Annotated in this window: 15 protein-coding genes; 3 read left to right on the top strand and 12 right to left on the bottom strand. The window is 40.1% G+C overall.

Going from position 1 to position 16,672, the window contains the following annotated elements; translation table 11 throughout:
* Positions 1-55 precede the first annotated feature (55 nt).
* A complete protein-coding gene (locus tag XEN7305_RS24250; protein WP_006512186.1) occupies positions 56-859 on the bottom strand; it encodes an inositol monophosphatase family protein in 804 nt (267 codons plus the stop codon).
* A 170-nt stretch (positions 860-1,029) separates the two neighbouring features.
* Between XEN7305_RS24250 and XEN7305_RS24245 the strand changes: the two genes are divergently transcribed.
* On the top strand, positions 1,030-1,254 hold the full coding sequence (locus XEN7305_RS24245; RefSeq protein WP_006512185.1) for a FeoC-like transcriptional regulator: 225 nt from the start codon (positions 1,030-1,032) through the stop codon (positions 1,252-1,254).
* 173 nt (positions 1,255-1,427) lie between these two features.
* On the opposite strand, the gene infB is transcribed toward XEN7305_RS24245, so the two are convergent.
* The 10 genes from infB to XEN7305_RS30095 all read right to left on the bottom strand — a co-directional run bounded on the left by infB (position 1,428) and on the right by XEN7305_RS30095 (position 13,284).
* Positions 1,428-4,433, bottom strand: a complete 3,006-nt coding sequence (gene infB, locus XEN7305_RS24240; protein ID WP_006512184.1) for a translation initiation factor IF-2 — start codon at positions 4,431-4,433, stop codon at positions 1,428-1,430.
* A gap of 269 nt (positions 4,434-4,702) precedes the next feature.
* Complete coding sequence (locus tag XEN7305_RS24235) at positions 4,703-4,957, bottom strand: YlxR family protein (protein ID WP_006512183.1); 255 nt, start codon at positions 4,955-4,957, stop codon at positions 4,703-4,705.
* 61 nt (positions 4,958-5,018) lie between these two features.
* On the bottom strand, positions 5,019-6,317 hold the full coding sequence (gene nusA, locus XEN7305_RS24230; protein ID WP_006512182.1) for a transcription termination factor NusA: 1,299 nt from the start codon (positions 6,315-6,317) through the stop codon (positions 5,019-5,021).
* A gap of 122 nt (positions 6,318-6,439) precedes the next feature.
* Complete coding sequence (gene rimP, locus XEN7305_RS24225; RefSeq protein WP_006512181.1) at positions 6,440-6,907, bottom strand: ribosome maturation factor RimP; 468 nt, start codon at positions 6,905-6,907, stop codon at positions 6,440-6,442.
* Positions 6,908-7,192: 285 nt separating this feature from the next.
* Positions 7,193-8,269, bottom strand: coding sequence for a GDP-mannose 4,6-dehydratase (gene gmd, locus XEN7305_RS24220; RefSeq protein ID WP_006512180.1), 1,077 nt, complete (start codon positions 8,267-8,269; stop codon positions 7,193-7,195).
* 60 nt (positions 8,270-8,329) lie between these two features.
* On the bottom strand, positions 8,330-9,070 hold the full coding sequence (locus XEN7305_RS24215) for a sugar transferase (RefSeq protein WP_006512179.1): 741 nt from the start codon (positions 9,068-9,070) through the stop codon (positions 8,330-8,332).
* 139 nt (positions 9,071-9,209) lie between these two features.
* Positions 9,210-10,367: a glycosyltransferase gene (locus XEN7305_RS24210; protein ID WP_006512178.1), complete on the bottom strand. Its 1,158-nt coding sequence runs from the start codon at positions 10,365-10,367 to the stop codon at positions 9,210-9,212.
* Between the two features lie 111 nt (positions 10,368-10,478).
* Positions 10,479-11,732, bottom strand: coding sequence for an RNA polymerase sigma factor SigC (gene sigC / locus XEN7305_RS24205; RefSeq protein WP_006512177.1), 1,254 nt, complete (start codon positions 11,730-11,732; stop codon positions 10,479-10,481).
* A gap of 449 nt (positions 11,733-12,181) precedes the next feature.
* Positions 12,182-13,057 (bottom strand): lipoyl synthase, encoded by an 876-nt coding sequence (lipA, locus tag XEN7305_RS24195; protein WP_006512176.1) that lies wholly within the window; start codon positions 13,055-13,057, stop codon positions 12,182-12,184.
* Between the two features lie 101 nt (positions 13,058-13,158).
* Positions 13,159-13,284 (bottom strand): hypothetical protein, encoded by a 126-nt coding sequence (locus tag XEN7305_RS30095; RefSeq protein WP_255325081.1) that lies wholly within the window; start codon positions 13,282-13,284, stop codon positions 13,159-13,161.
* A gap of 94 nt (positions 13,285-13,378) precedes the next feature.
* On the opposite strand from XEN7305_RS30095, the gene XEN7305_RS24190 reads away from it, so the two are divergent.
* Both XEN7305_RS24190 and XEN7305_RS24185 read left to right on the top strand, forming a co-directional pair.
* Positions 13,379-14,785, top strand: coding sequence for an ATP-binding protein (locus XEN7305_RS24190; RefSeq protein ID WP_006512175.1), 1,407 nt, complete (start codon positions 13,379-13,381; stop codon positions 14,783-14,785).
* Between the two features lie 400 nt (positions 14,786-15,185).
* Positions 15,186-15,353 carry an NblA/ycf18 family protein gene (locus tag XEN7305_RS24185; RefSeq protein WP_006512174.1) on the top strand — a complete coding sequence of 56 codons (168 nt, stop codon included), beginning with the start codon at positions 15,186-15,188 and terminating at the stop codon, positions 15,351-15,353.
* Positions 15,354-15,576: 223 nt separating this feature from the next.
* Here the strand turns inward: XEN7305_RS24185 and miaA are convergent, their stop codons facing one another.
* Positions 15,577-16,530 (bottom strand): tRNA (adenosine(37)-N6)-dimethylallyltransferase MiaA, encoded by a 954-nt coding sequence (miaA, locus tag XEN7305_RS24180; RefSeq protein ID WP_006512173.1) that lies wholly within the window; start codon positions 16,528-16,530, stop codon positions 15,577-15,579.
* Positions 16,531-16,672 lie beyond the last annotated feature (142 nt).

The raw sequence follows: 16,672 nt of genomic DNA, 5'->3' as shown, positions 1-16,672 counted from the left end.
TGACTTTTGACTCTTGACTCTTGACTCTTGACTCTTGATTTCCACACAGCAATACTTACAGAACTTCTGTTAAAGGTTTAAAAGTTGCAACCAATTCTTGACGACAAAGAGCCAGCGTGGGAAAAGAAACCTCACCATAATTTTTGCCCACTTCTAGAGGAAATATCTCATTATCACCGAGGGACGTGAAAGAACCACCCGCTGCCTGCAAGATTACCCAAACTGCTGCGATATCCCAAATTTTAGGTGTTGCCTCTACGCCACCGATCGCCGCGCCTGCCGCTACAAGTAAAATATTATAGGTCGCAACGCCAATCATCCTCATTTTGCAGGGAAAAGGATGTTGTAAAATCGCCAAACTACGAGCACAAAGATTAAACAGATGACTCTTACTAGGAGAGTCTTGACTTGTCTGAATCGGCTGATTATTTAAAAAAGCTCCAGTATATCCAGTCAAACCAGAGTTGCCGTACCAATAGCCATGGAAAGCTTGGTTGAGAAAGGGTAAATAAACAAACCCAAAGACGGGAGTTCCTTGATATAACAATCCCAAGGAAATAGCCCAAATAGGAATTCCCCGCGTAAAATTAGTTGTGCCATCAATCGGATCAATAATCCAGCACCAATCAGTGTCAGGCAAAGTATGAGTCGTTTCTTCTGTTAAAACCCCATGTTCCGGAAAAACTTTGGCGATCGCCTCTCTAATCTTTTTATCAGCCCATTGATCTGCCTTCGTTACCAAACTACCATCGGCTTTTTCCATCGGTTTCAGGCTACCGTAATCATCCATTAGGCGATCGCCAATCTCCTGAGTTGTTTTTTGGCAAAACTCTAACACTCGATCCCAAAATTGATTCATCACAAGTTAACCGATTCACATTCCCCATGAGTCTAGCGTAAAGTGTGAAGAAAGATTAATTGTAAAATTACTTGTCCCCTGCTGGCGGAACAACAGACGAAGGACGCTCAATGAGATACCCTTAGACTATCCAAACTTAAAGTTAGCAGAAGCTTGACGAGGTTTTACAAATGAATTTACAAGAACTACAGGATTTTGTCTTTGACTTTGGTCGCGTCTCTTTGGCAGAGATGAAAATATGCTTCCAAACTAATGGAGAAAGTCTTCGGCCAATGCTCGATAGGTTAATCCAAAAAGGAAAAGTAAAGAAGTCTCCTCTTGACGAGAAATGTCAAACTTGCCTGAAATGCGAGTCTGATGAATTAGAGTTTTATGAGTCGATTGAGAGCATCTAAGTAAGTAGATTAATAGTAGGTTAATTTATTCCCTAATAATTTTTAAATGCAACAATCGTTATCGATTTTTTAACTAGCTAACAGCAAATAGCGATCGCAAAATAAGTAAATTACCATCGCGATCACTATTACTAAAAACCATTACCGATATTCCGACCAAACTAGCAAGAACCTCAATTGGCTGATAAGGTACGACGTTTGAGGGTCATTTGATAGGCCTCGATGATATCACCTTCTTGCCAGTCAGCAAATTTAGCACAACCGACACCACATTCGTAACCGGAACTAACCTCCCGAGCATCTTCTTTCATTCGTTTCAAAGAGTCCAAAGTGCCTTCATAAATCACCTTATCCTTACGGCGAACCCTCATCTTACAATTACGAATTACTTTCCCAGAAAGTACATAACAACCGGCCACAGCACCTTTTCCTACAGGGAATACGGCTCTAACTTCTATTTGACCCAAACTTTCCTCAATTTCCTCGGGATCTAATAGACCTTCCATGGCTCCTTGGATATCATCTAGCAGTTTGTAGATAATGTCATATTGACGAATATCCACACCCTCATTATCCGCAGCCTGACGGGAGCCAGTGGCCAGAGTAGTATTAAATCCAATAATGACTGCTCCACTAGCAGCTGCCAAATCAACATCAGTCTCGGTAACCTCTCCTGGAGAACTCAACAAGATCCGAATTTGCACTTCATTCTGCGGCAATTGTTGCAATGAACCCAATATCGCCTCTAAGGAACCTTGAACATCCGCCTTAAGAATTAAATTGAGTTCTTTAAGTTCTCCTTCTTGAGCCTGAGCAGACAAAGTACTCAAGCTAACACGACGAGACGACATTGCTTTTTGAAGGCGGGAATCTCGTTGCATTTCCGAGCGATCTTCCGAAAGCGCTCGGGCTTCCTTGTCACTGGGGAACACATCAAACTCATCACCAGCTTCGGGAACACCATTCAGACCCAAGATTTCCACAGCAAAAGAAGGCGTTGCCGCTTCTACTTTGTCTCCGCGATCGTCGATCATCGCCCGAATTTTACCCAAAATAGAACCCGCGACAATGGTATCTCCCACCCGAAGAGTTCCGTTTTGCACCAACAAGCTAGCGACAGGCCCTCTAGTGCGATCTAAATGAGCTTCAATAACAGTTCCTTTCGCCGGACGATGGGGATTTGCGGACAACTCCTCAATTTCAGAAACCAATATAATCATCTCCAGCAGCTCGTCAAGATTTTCTCCCTTCAAGGCACTGACAGGAACCATCGTCGTATCACCACCCCAATCTTCCGGAACTAAACCATGTTCGGTTAATTCTTGCTTAATGCGATCGGGATTAGATTCTGGCTTATCAATTTTATTAATTGCCACAATCAAAGGAACACCAGCTGCTTTTGCATGGCTAATTGCTTCTCTCGTTTGCGGCTGCACTCCATCATCCGCGGCCACCACTAAAATAGCAATATCTGTTACTCTCGTGCCTCGGGCCCTCATCGCAGTAAAGGCTTCATGTCCTGGAGTATCGAGAAAGACAATTTGCTGCTGTTTCCCTTCATGCTCAACATCCACATGATAGGCTCCGATATGCTGGGTAATCCCCCCCGCTTCTCCTAAAGCCACCTTACTTTGTCTAATAGAATCCAACAAAGTAGTTTTACCATGATCCACATGACCCATGATTGTCACCACAGGAGGTCGCAGTTGCAGATTATCCAAATCTGCCTCATCCAGCATTTCAGTTTCTTTAGTTGCAGCCGATTTCTCTTCAGGAATTTCCACCTCAACGCCTAATTCTTCAGCAACCAAGCGAGCTGTATCCAAATCTAAGGTTTGAGTGATATTCACCGCAATACCTCGGAAAAAGAGATTTTTAATAATATCTGTTTCGGGAATCTCTAGCATTTCTCCCAAAGCTCTCACCGTCAAATTACTAGTTAAAGTAATTTTTTCCGGAGGTGCAGCTACGGTTTTGCGAGTTTTCTTCTCTGCTTTAGGAACTTTTTCAGCTTTGAATGGCGTTTTCTTGGGTTTTTTCGTTGCAGCTACAGTTGCGGTTTGTTTCTGGAGCGATTTCGGTTTGGGAGGACGAGCCATTGACAAACTTAGAGCAGCAGAATCCTGAGATACCTCTTGAGAGAGCCCAAAATCATCATCATCATCATCAATGACTGGTTTTGGTCTGCGCTTTCCTTTCGCTTTATTAGCTTTGTTTTGCTTATCAAGAGTCTCTTCATCCTCCTCTTCCCAAACCTTGGCTTTAATTTTACGAGGTGGATTAGGACGTTTGAGTTTATCAACTTTAGAAATGGGAGTCTCTTCTTCAACCCCAACATTCGTGCCATCAGTGTTTTCTAACTCTTCCGGTATTGCAACAGACGTTTCTGTCGGTTCGGGTTCAGAAGCCACTTTTCTCTGGGGCCGTTGTAATTTTAGAGCGTTAGATGGCTGCTTGGTTTTCTTCTTAACAGAAGCAGCTTGTTGAGAAGAGTTGGGCCTCTCCTCTTCCGTAACTTGTTTCGCTAAAGGTCTTGCCGCAGGTTTATTCCTAGAACTTCTATTTGCGATTGTCTGAGATGGTTCTTGCGCAGCTCTTGAGACAGGCTTGACCAATTGAGGTCGGGCTGGAGGGGCAATTATTTGTTGTTTTGCTGGTTCTTGAATCTCTTGAACTGTTGTTTTGGCGTCAGTTCTATCGACCGAGGATATTTCCGAACCCGATGGGGAAGAAGATTTAGAATCAGAAACTTTTGGTGGTGCTTGAAGTTGAACTTTTGGTGACACGGGCTGTTGAGGTGCAGAACTAGTTGGCAAAGACGATGTGGACTGATTGGGAAATTTGGGCGGGGAAGCTAACCTGGTTGCAGAGGTCGATTCTGTTGTGGGATTACTTGACGGAGGATTTGCTGAATTACCTTTGTGATGAATGGCTAATATTTGCTGTTTACGTTTTCCCTTGATCACTTTTTCCTTTTTACCTTGATCAGGATTCGTTTTTTTGGTCGTTGAGGGATATTTCTCCGCAATAGCCCTAACTCGCTCTGCCTGATTGTCAGTAATGGTACTACTATGACTCTTTACTGCAATATTGAGTTGTTCACAGATGTCTTTAATATCTTTATTGTCCAAATTAAGTTCTTTTGATAATTCGTAAATTCTAATTTTTCCGTTGTTCATCCACTATGCCCCCTAATGCCGATTAATAAAACAGCTATTCTCTGACTATCCGTAGGTTGATGTTTATTTTCATCATTTTCGACTACTATAAAGTTTGAAATCGCTTCATTAAATATAATTTGAGTATTTTTGATTCAGTATTGTTTTAGTTTTTACAGTTAGCGCCTCCATATATCTTATTTTAAAGAAAAATGCGAAATTGTTTGTTTTATTTTCAGTTTTTAAAGTAAAAATTTGGCTGAGAAAAATTTTACGGCCAATAATGCTGATTACATTTCTGCTATTAGGCGCTGCTGCAGCAAATCATAAATCCCTTGGGGAACCATAGCTCTGAGGGCTCGTTTGAGGAGATTTTTACGTTGAGCCTTTTGTAGACAATCAGATTTGGGACATATATAAGCAGAACGGCCGATTCCTTGGTCTAAGATAATCTCACAAGAACCTTGAAGCCTCACAATGCGCCAGAATTCTTCTTTAGATGCAGTTTTTTTACAACTAATACAACGTCGATAATTTATTTTCATAGGCTAGCCTTGTTACACAACATAAATAATAAACAAAAGAATAGGTAATAAATAGGTTTATTTATGGTTCAAGGGATTCAACTTCGCGAGCTTCGGTTTCTACGGGCGAAACTACTGATTCGCCCGTTGTGATTTCAGTTGTGATTTCAGTTGTGATTTCATCTGATTCCTCGACAGAGTCATCCGCCTCGTTTGCTATCAACGATTCAGCATCATAGGTTGCACTATTTTTAATGTCAATTTTCCAACCAGTAATCCGAGCTGCTAAGCGAACATTTTGCCCTTCCTTACCGATCGCTAAACTAAGCTGATCTTCTGCGACTAAGACTAAAGATTGTTTTTCTTCAGTGTCAACAAGCAAAACTTTATCCACTCTGGCTGGACTTAGGGAATTGGCCAAATAAGTAGCAGGATCGGGAGACCAGCGAATAACATCAATTTTTTCGCCCCGCAATTCATTAACTACGGCCTGAATTCGCGACCCTCTAGCGCCAATGCAAGCTCCCACCGGATCAACATCTCTTTCTAGCGTATCGACAGCTATTTTGGTACGAACCCCCACATATCTTGATGGTGGACGAGCTTCCCTGGCCACAGCAACAATGCGGACAATTTCCTCTTCGATCTCTGGCACTTCGTTACTAAAAAGTTCTACGACGAGACCGGCAGCAGCACGGGAAACAATTAGCTGTGGACCACGATGAGGAGTTTCTCGTACTTTTTTCAAATAGACTTTAAAGGTCGAATTAGAGCGATGAGTATCATTGGGCAATTGTTCTCGTTTGGGTAATTCCGCTTCCACTTCTGGCTGCCCCAAACCGCTGCTGACTGCCACGATAACTGATTGCCTTTCAAAACGTAATACTCTAGCCTGCAAGACTGTATTTTCGAGATCTTTAAATTCATCTTGAATTAGTTTTCTTTGGCGATCGCGTAGCTTTTGCAATAGTACTTGTTTGGTCTGGATCGCGGCCATACGACCAAAATCACTTTGTTCTGGAGTCACATCTACTGTCACTGTATCGCCAACCTGAATATCTGACTCGCCCACTAGATCCTGAACTTCCTGAAGAGAAATTTCGCGATCGCCATCCTCAATATCTTCTTTCTTCTGCTCAACAATAGTTTTTGTTGTAATAATTTGAAAGCCCTCTTCTTCTGTATCTAAATGAACATTAAAATTTTCAAAATGCTCTTCACTAAATTGACGACGGCTGGCTTCCTTTGTGCGACGAAAACGCTCATAGCCCTTAACCAATGCCTCTTTTAAGGCATCCTCCACTGCACTAGCAGGCAAATTATATTGCTGACTAATCTGTTCGAGAGTATCTCTAAGACCTGGCAAACTGATTAGAGTCATAAATCACATCGCTCCTTAAAAATAATAATCTTGCTTAATATTAAGAGCCTAGCTTCAATGAGAGCCGGCTTCGCAAATTTTCATGCTTATTCTATACCGAGCAGATAAGCATATAAAAAGTTCTAATCGTCGCTCCCCTCGTCAATCTTCACCTCGGCAATTAATTCTCGCGGAATGGTCGTGATTTTTCCTTTTTGATTGATAAACAATGAATCCTCATCTCTCCCTTGAAGTCTTCCTGACCATTGCTGGTGATTTTTAAAAGGGGAGACAGTTTCTACAATAATAGGAAAACCTTTAAAAGACAGGAAATCGCGATCTGTGGTTAAAATACTACTGACTCCTGGACTAGAAACTTCTAAGACATAAGCTCCAGGGATAATCGTTGCTTGATCCAACTTCTCCTCCAAACATCTACTCACTTGTTCGCAATCTTTGAGACTAGTATCTTGATTGAGATTACGAACACCCACCTTAAGTAATGGCGGATTTCTATTAGTCTGAAACACAATCTCTACTATTTCCAAATCAAGCTCTTGAACAAGAGATTCTGCTAAATCTGTAATTTGAGGAATTAGAGGATGAGTCATGAGAGTCTGTAGTCAGTTTTGATATTTAGATAAAAGGACATCCCTTGAAACTAAAATCTCATCCCTCAAACCTAATTTAATAAAGATTGCTAGTTAGCTCAAATGTTGTTGAGGGTCAGTTTAAACAATAAAAAAAGCGGGCAAGACCCACTCTCCATCTGAGATTAGAGATTCTAGTGGGCGGAAAAACCAACTTGTGTTTCATTCCCCCCTCTGGTCATTCTATCAGCAAAACATTGTCTTTGTGGATTATTCTCCCCCAAGCGCCAATCATGTTTACTTAGTTTAATCAACACGGATACCCATGTTGCGAGAGCTAATAACCTTATCCTTAACCAAGTCTGGGTCGATATCAGAGTTTTTCATGCCCACAGACAATAAATCGGCCTTGACCATTAACTCTACTAGACCATTGAAATCAACCGACGGTTGCCAGCCCAGTGTCTTTTGTGCCTTACTCGGTTCTCCAATTAGTAAATCGACTTCTGTCGGGCGCAAATATCGAGGATCAAATGCTACATAGTCATGCCAATCAAGATTTACATAGCCAAAAGAGATATCTAAAAATTCTCTAATTGAGTGAGTTTCTCCTGTCGCCACCACATAATCATCCGGCTTGTCTTGTTGCAACATTAGCCACATTGCTTTCACATAATCTTTGGCATAACCCCAGTCTCTTTTGGCATCAAGATTCCCCAGATATAGCTTTTTTTGTTTGCCCGCAACAATATTAGCAACAGCTCTCGTGATTTTTCTAGTCACAAAAGTCTCTCCCCTGCGAGGAGATTCATGATTAAATAAAATACCATTACAGGCAAATAAATTATAGGATTCCCGATAGTTGACAGTTTGCCAATGAGCATACACTTTGGCACAAGCGTAGGGACTACGGGGATAAAAAGGAGTCGTTTCATTTTGAGGAACTACTCGCACTTTGCCAAACATTTCCGAAGAACCTGCCTGATAAAAACGAACTTCGGCCCCAGTTCGTTTCTGATAATCGCGGATTGCCTCTAACAATCGCAATGCTCCCATCCCTACGGTATCGGCAGTATACTCTGGAGAATCAAAACTAACTCGAACATGAGACTGGGCACCTAAATTATAGATTTCCCTTGGTTGAACTTCTTCGATGATACGACGCAAGGTTGTCCCATCAGTCAAGTCACCGTAGTGTAAAAATAAAAGAGCCTCAGGGTTATGGGGATCAAGATATAGATGATCAATGCGATCCGTATTAAAAGTTGAAGTTCTACGAATTACACCATGAACCTCATAGCCCTTATTCAACAAGAGTTCTGCTAAATAAGAACCATCTTGACCAGTAATACCTGTAATCAGAGCTCGCTTGGCTTCAGTCATCCTAAATTTTGCTAATTATAATATGTAATGTTTCCTGTTTATCTCATTTTAATAAGCACCTTAATAAGCACCATTATTACCAGGGAAAATGACGACCCCAATGGTTTTTACAATAATCCATAAATCCAACAACCAATTCCTACTAATAGCATAATAAACATCTATCTGAATTCTTTTGGGATAGGGAATATCATTTCTGCCAGAGACTTGCCATAATCCAGTGATTCCTGGTTTTATTTGTAATACTGCATTAATACGGCGACCGTATTTATGTAACTCTTCTGGAACTAGAGGTCTCGGCCCGACAACACTCATTTCCCCTTTGAGAACATTCCAAAACTGGGGAAACTCATCTAAACTAGTTAAACGAAGAAAATTACCGATGCGGGTAATTCTTGGGTCTCTTTTAAGCTTGAAATTGTCGGTAAATTCGTCCCTCATCTCAGGAGAATCGGCCATCATGGTTTCCAAAATTTCATCCGCATTATTGACCATAGTCCGAAACTTAATGCAGTTGAAGGGCTGAAAATCCTTGCCAACTCTCTGCTGAACGTAAAAAATTGGCCCAGGGGAACTAAGGGCGATTAAAGCAGACAGAACAAGGTAGAGCGGGGATAGAAATATCAAAACCGCCAGGGAAAAAACTATATCAAATAAACGTTTGGTTAACTCTCCATCTAAAGCTAATGCTAAGGAAAAACCTTGAGTTTTCTTAGGGGCGACTAGAGGTCTTTTCAGACTCTTCCTAAAAAATTTTTGTACTAGCTTAGTGGAGATAGTTTGGCTGTTAGTAGCAGTCATCTCTCTCCTTCAAATCACACACACCACACAGTCCCAATCATATATTTAAAGTCAAACTAATTAAAGCTAATTTGAACATTAATTTGCACTTTTTGAGTTTTTAAGGCTCTAAAGCTTAGCAATAACAGTTGTTTTGACCTTATTTATCACTAGAATAAAATTTTTGACAACAATTGTCTATAAATTCTAGGTAGGACTTCTTAAAAATTATCGGGTTAAATTTCTCTGCTTGCAAGCAACATTGCTCCACATCAATTCGATTTTGATGTTTTTCAAAGTTTTTAACAGCTTCGACAATCGCCTCAACTGTTTGTTCCTCAAACAAGATACCCGTACTTGTTTTTGGATACTGGGTCATATCTTTGACTGTTTCTGATGCACCTCCTTGTTTATATGCTATGACTGGCGTGCCACAGGCTTGAGCTTCAACCAGAGCGATGCCAAAATCTTCACAAGCAGCATAAACGAATGCTTTCGCTTTGGCTAAATAATCCTCAACTACATTATGGGGTTGCGAACCCATTATTTGCACGTTAGATTTGGCCAATTTACGAATTTGTTGAAGATCGGAACCCGTACCAATAATTACTAGAGGTTTTTTAAGTTGATTAAAAGCTTCTACAATTAAAGATACTTTTTTATAGCTTACCAGTCGACAAACTGTAAGGTAAAATTCCTCTTTTTGGGGCTTAGATTTAGCTAAATGTTGAAATCTATTGATATTTACCGGAGGATAAATAACTTTTGCTTGACGGCGATAGCAACGCCAGATGCGACAAGCAGTGTGGTGAGAATTGGCAATAAAATAATCTACCCGATTCGCGGAGATGACATCCCAAGTTCGTAAGCGATGCAGAATATATCTGGTTAAAATGCCTGAAAAGCCCTGTCCTCTAGGGTCATTTTGCAGATAATCAAAGGTCAGATCCCAGGCATAGCGCATTGGGGTATGGCAATAGGAAATATGCAGTTGATGGGGACTAGATATCACACCTTTGGCAACGGCATGGGAAGAAGATAAAATCACATCATACGCCCTTAAGTCTAGTTGCTCTATGGCCAAGGGCATCAGGGGCAAATACTTTTGCACTCCTTTACGAGTGAATGGCCAATGTTGTAGGAATGTTGTACCAATCAAGCGCTCGTAAAGATAACTGTCAGAATTAGTTGATTCAAAGTCGATCAAAGCGTAGAGTTCAGCATCAATGTAATTCAATATTTCCTGAACTACCAGTTCCGAACCGCCAGTGGCTTCTGGGGTAAACCATTCATGGACTAAGGCATATTTTAATTGCACAATTTATGATTGCTAAGAATTCTTACCCCTTACATTATCTTTTTCACGGTATTGGAATCAAGTAGAGGAGGGCTAGCTCCTAACCCCCTCTTGATAGCGTATCTGACTCAATTAACTAAGAGATTCCAAATAATCTCTAATCAGATTGCGACGTCTGGGCTGTCTAAGCTTCTGTAGTGCTTTGGCCTCGATTTGTCGTACTCTTTCGCGCGAAAGCTCTAGACATCGACCAATCTCAGCCAGAGAAAAGGGTTTTTCGCCACCAAAGCCAAAACGCATTTGAATCACTTCTCTTTCTCTGCTAGTTAATTCTGACAACAATAGTTGTAAGTCTCGTTGTAGAGATTCTCGCATCAAGGTTTCTTCGGGAGAGGCGCTTTCAGTTTCCAGCAAATCTCCTAATTCGGTGTCTTTTTCTTTCCCGACTTTAATCTCCAGAGAAACTGAGCGTGGTACCCGCAATAAGACTTCACGAATTTGTGCTGCCGTCATGTCTAACTCTAGGGATAGATCTTCGATGCAGGGGGTGCGGCCTTTTTCTTGAGAGATTTTCCGTTGAGCTTTTTTAATCTTATTCAGCTTTTCCGTGATGTGGACAGGAAGTCTAATGGTGCGACTTTGGGTTGCGATCGCTCTAGTGATTCCTTGGCGAATCCACCAATAGGCATAGGTGCTAAAACGGTAACCTTTGGTAGGATCAAATTTTTCTACGGCTCTTTCTAGTCCTAGCGTTCCTTCTTGAATAAGATCGAGCAATTCCAAACCGCGATTTTGATATTTTTTAGCCACCGAAACGACTAGACGTAAATTCGCCTTGATCATATGTTCTTTGGCACGAATACCGTCTTTTTGGATTTTTTCCAATTCATTGACTTCACATCCTGTGACTTGAGCCCAACTGGCTTTTCCTCGGGATAGAGCCTCTTTCAACTCAGGAATTTCCATGTCTAGACTTTTAGCCCATCTTTTCATAGAAGGACGATGGCTTAGCTGCGCCACCAAAGCGTCATGAGCGTTAATGATTTCGACAAATTCCGCTATATTTATATTTCCTTTTTTCGCCGCCTCATCTCGTTGTTCCAAGATATTTATATGCCGCTGAACTTTCTGGGCCTCGGAAACTTCTTCGTCTCTTTCTAGTAAAGGGACTCTACCAATTTCTTGAAGATATAAACGAACTAGGTCTGTAGTAGTACGACTCCCTCTTTTAGCGATATTTTCTGTATCGAGATGCTCAAAATCAAGTTCTACAAGATCATCACCAATCTTGTTTGAATTTAAATTATTTTCTTCTAAATTACTTATTTCGTAATTAGAAACAGGATAATCTTCTTTGGACTCAATAGATAAGGAACTGGCTGACATGGCAATTTCTCAATGACGACTTAGAATGAAAATCAGGTTGGAATCACTCCTCTAAGCATTAGGTTGCCCAAGTTTGAGATAAAAAAGAACACTGGTTAAGGCTTTTTTTATAGTTAATATTAGGCCATCCTTTAAAGACTTCTTAGAGCTTGGAGAAGCAAATAGTTGTTAATTTGATTATAGTAGATGGACTTTTATTCACTGGTTTTCCTTATTGAGGAATTGTTTAACATCTTACATGGTTTTTATCACTTTTATACTGAAAAAAATAAAATGTTGCAAGATATTTTTGCCGCAAAAAAGAGCAAGTATAATCACGGACATACTTGCTCTTGAACAAATTTTTTATAAATTAAATAATTTTTTCTTACGTAATTATACGCAAAAAAAATACGGTGAAATTTGCCAATTCAAAAAATAGCTGTCGACCTAAGTAATTACTACATGATTTACTTTTTTCGAGGATACAATTTCATTAAACTCCTAACTTCTTCTGCGTGATAAGAACTACGGGTTAGAGGTGTTGCCACAAGTTGAAGAAACCCTAAAGATTCGCCGAACTTTTGCCAAGCAGCAAACTGGCCAGGCTTAATAAATTCTTTAACTTCTAAATGTTTTTGAGAAGGTTGTAAATATTGTCCGATGGTCAAAATATCGCAATCTACCTGGCGTAAATCTCCCATCACGGCCCTAACTTCTGAATCTGTTTCGCCCAAGCCCACCATAAGACCTGATTTTGTATAGGTTGCAGGTGCTAAGTCGCGGGTTTTTTGGAGTAATTCTAGCGATCTTTGGTAATTACCTTGAGGACGAACTTTTTTATAGAAACGGGGAATCGTCTCTGTATTATGGTTAAGGACTTCTGGTTGGGCCTGCAGTATTATTTCGAGAGCTTCCCAATTTCCACAAAGATCAGGGATCAATACTTCTATCGTAGTTTGAGGCGAAACTCGGCGCACCTGTTCGATACAGCGGACAAATTGAGATGCTCCGCCATCGGGTAAATCGTCTCGGTTAACAGAAGTAATAACTACATGATTCAAGTTGAGACGACGAACAGCTTCTCCTAATCTGATAGGTTCACTAGGATCAAGCCCTTGAGGTTTTTTATCGAAATCTATATCACAATAGGGGCAAGCACGGGTGCAAGCAGGACCCATAATCAAAAACGTAGCAGTCCCAACATTAAAACATTCGCCAATGTTGGGGCAGGAAGCTTCTTCACATACAGTATTTAAGGCTAAATCTCTTAATATTTCTTTGACATTACCTACCCTTTGCCATTGAGGTGCTTTTACTCTTAACCAATCCGGTTTTGTCACCATCACTTGCTCCTAAAATACTATTAAATTCTCTTTACTCATTGTAGGAGAGAAGCTACAAAAGCAATTGTTAGCTTCTTTTGTAAAGGTTTACTGCCTGGTTGCTACTTTGGATAATTGCCTGTAGCATGTTGCAGTTGCTGATGGTGATTGTCAATTTGAAAAAGAGTCGGATATCCTGTTGTCAGAGAGAACCCACTATTTTGCAGAGGGACTTCCTCTGAATTCATTAATAATCATGTTTACTCGCCAGATGAAAAGGCTCGACAATTTCGCATTTAACTAGAATTTTAGTAAGGGCAACCGGAAATCGGCATATGACTCATGACTTCCAAAACTAAGAGTAGTCTATCTCTTTATCAACTAGTTCAAAGCATCAATCCTCCTCCTTTAGAGATCGCTGTTAGTCCGACAACAGTTCGCTCTTGCGTTGCCATGTTTTTAGATCTACTGATAGAGCAAAAATTATCAGCGAAGATTTGGCTCAAATTACCTCAAACAAAAAGTTGGCATCAAGAAGTTCGCAAATATCAAAAACTTGGTCAATTTGAAAAGATTTATCTTTGTAGTGATCATTTAGAACGTTCAGCTAAATTACTAGGATTTGAGGATTTAGCCGCCAGTTCTTTGATTCCTGTTACTCTGACAAAAAATGCTGAGTTGAAAAGAGAATGTTTTCTGCTCGTAATTACTGAAGATTTTTCTGGTTTAATTCTTACTCAATGGCAAAAGGGCAAGATTAAGGTTAATAGTTCGGGAAAAAGACTAGAACAGCCTTACCTAAAAATGGTGTTGAGTTTTCAGGTGTCTGTAGTACAAAAAGCCTTATTGGGTATTCAAAAAAACCTTGTAACATCTAGAGCAACTGAGCAAATTCTGCCAGCAGTATTTAAGATTACCTCTACGGAGACCAAGGTTACAAATTTCATCACTAAGCTACTTTTAAAGCAAATCGAACAGTCAGAATCCTTTCAAGCATCGGTTGAGCAAAGATCTCTAACTCAGAACAAGGACATAAAATCAGCTCAAAACTTGAGATTGGACATCGATTTTCTCCATAATTTGGTCGCAGAATTACGATCGCCAATAACTCATATGAAAACTGCTTTGAGCTTACTGGAATCAAAATCGATCAAAGGAGAACAACGCCAACGCTATCTTAAAATGCTGGAACGGGAATGCGATCGCCAAAATTCGGTCATTAGTGGTTCATTAGAGTTGCTTAGTTTACATGGACCAGTGAAGGCAGAAGCGGTATATTTAAATGAACTCATCCCAGGAATAGTTAGTACCTATCAACCCCTAGCTAGTGAGAAACAAATTCAGCTAGGTTATACAATTCCTGACAATTTACCTCCGGTTTCTTGTCCCACTGCTTGGGTAAGGCAAATAATTATTCAACTACTCAATAATAGTTTGCAGTTTACGCCACCTAAAGGTCGAGTCTTCGTCCAAGCAACGAGTATCAACGACGCCATCAAGTTAATAATTAGTGATACAGGCCGAGGAATTGAAGCCAAAGACTTGGGTAAAATTTTTGATAGTTTTTATCGCACTAAGACCGTTACAAACAACGAAATCACCGGAGCGGGACTGGGTTTAACTATTGTTCATAAATTAGTAGAAAGCGCTGGCGGTTCAATTTTGGTCAATAGTAAATTAAACAAAGGTTCTAGTTTTCGTATTTTATTACCAACTGTTCCTCCAGAATTAATTGAAGATAGATGCTAATCGCAATCTAAACTCCACTTACTAATGTCTTCAAGACTGGTGTTCGGTTTTAGGCGTTAGGTTTTAGGTGTTCGGTTTTAGGCGTTAGGTTTTAGGTGTTCGGTTTTAGGCGTTAGGTTTTAGGCGTTAGGTTTTAGGTCTTAGGTTTTAGGTCTTAGGTTTTGCCGAACTGACCAGTATCACGTTTTTTATATTTTTTCGCATTGAATTATACAGAAGAATATTGAAATTCCTAATCCCAAATATTAACTTTTATTAATCTCTATCAATATTGCTTGACAAGCTGGACATTTTACTATCCTGTGTTAAATTTATAAAAAATAATCTAATTAAAAGAGTAATAGTTTTGATGACTTCTACTTTTTGCAATTAGTCATACAGTTTTATAAGGAGTAGTTTTATGGATGTATCTGCGAAATTGAGTATGGAACAGCAGTTTAAATTAAAAGTTCTTCAGGAGCAGGTTCGAGGTTTAAGCAAGGAGCAAGCACAAGAGTATTTATTAGAAATGTTTCGTCAAATGATGGTCAAAGATAATCTAATGAAACACTTGTTGAAGACTGCCTAATATTAAATTTAGATTGAGATTATGTATTGTGCGCTGTCTGAATAAAAATAATCTTGAAGAGAAAAAGCAAGCGGGCTTAGTCCCCTGACTAAGCAGAATGCCTACTCTTCTCACGGCGATCGCGCCCATATTTATTGCTAACACAAGAAAAAAAACTGCCAAATCTCAATCAACCCATCTTTATTTACCCAGTGTCGCTGTGCAGACAAAATAATTTTTATCTTCACCTAATGTATTCTTGTATTTTCTGCCATACATTTTCTAATAAATCAGGATTGTTAGCTTCAAACCAATTGATATCCTGAATATTACGAAACCAAGTACGTTGTCGCTTAGCAAATTGACGAGTATGCAATATCGTTTCTGCGATCGCGGCGTCTAAACTCAGATCTCCGGCTAAATATTGTTTCATCTCTCCATAGCCTAAAGTATTTAAAAGAGGTAAATCTTGACCGTATTTATTACAGAGTTTGGTTACTTCTGAAACTAGTCCCATTTCAATCATTTGATGAGTACGCTGGGCTATTCTGCGATCTAAGCTGTCAACATCGCAATCTAAGCCGATTTGTAAAATTGGATAGTGAGGAGGATTTTCTCCTTGCTGTGAGGTAATGGTTTTCCCTGTAACGTAATAAACTTCTAGAGCTCGTAATGTTCTTACTTGATCGTTGGGATGGATTTTGCTAGTTGCAACAGGATCTACTTGAGACAAAAAACTATAGAGTTGGTTTTGTCCTAAGCTAGATAGCTGCGATCGCAAATTACCATGAGGTGCCACTCTAGGAATTTTCAGTCCCCTGGTAATTGATTTTATATACAGTCCGGTGCCGCCGACGAGGAGAGTTGGGGGGGTTGGGGAAGTTGGGGAAGATGGGGAAGTAGGGATTTGGGGAAGTTGGGATTTGGGGGAATGGGTTGTTGGGAATTTATTGATAATTGATTGGGTTTGTTCTTGATATTCTGCAAGAGTTAAAGTTTCTGTTGGTTCGCAAATATCGATCAGATAATGGGGAACTAATTGCTGTTCAGCGATCGACGGCTTGGCGGTTCCAATATCAAATTCACGATAAACCTGACGAGAATCGGCACTGAGAATAACAGTATTCAGCCTTTGTGCTAGTTTCAAGGCCAATCCAGATTTACCACTTGCGGTCGCGCCACAAATCACAATAAGCATTCTTATTAATTAAAAATTGAAAATTGCGGCGTTGCTGAATCCAGATATGAATTCGTTTCGCGCAAAGGCGCAAAGACGCAAAGAAAGAAGCAAAGAAGATTAGTCCAAAATTCTTTCATGTTTTAAATCAGCAACGCCAAAA

Origin of the sequence: Xenococcus sp. PCC 7305 (genome assembly GCF_000332055.1) — a bacterium.
GTDB lineage: Bacteria > Cyanobacteriota > Cyanobacteriia > Cyanobacteriales > Xenococcaceae > Xenococcus.
Note: the sequence above shows the minus strand (reverse complement) of the source record. Positions and strands in the feature narration are given on the sequence as shown.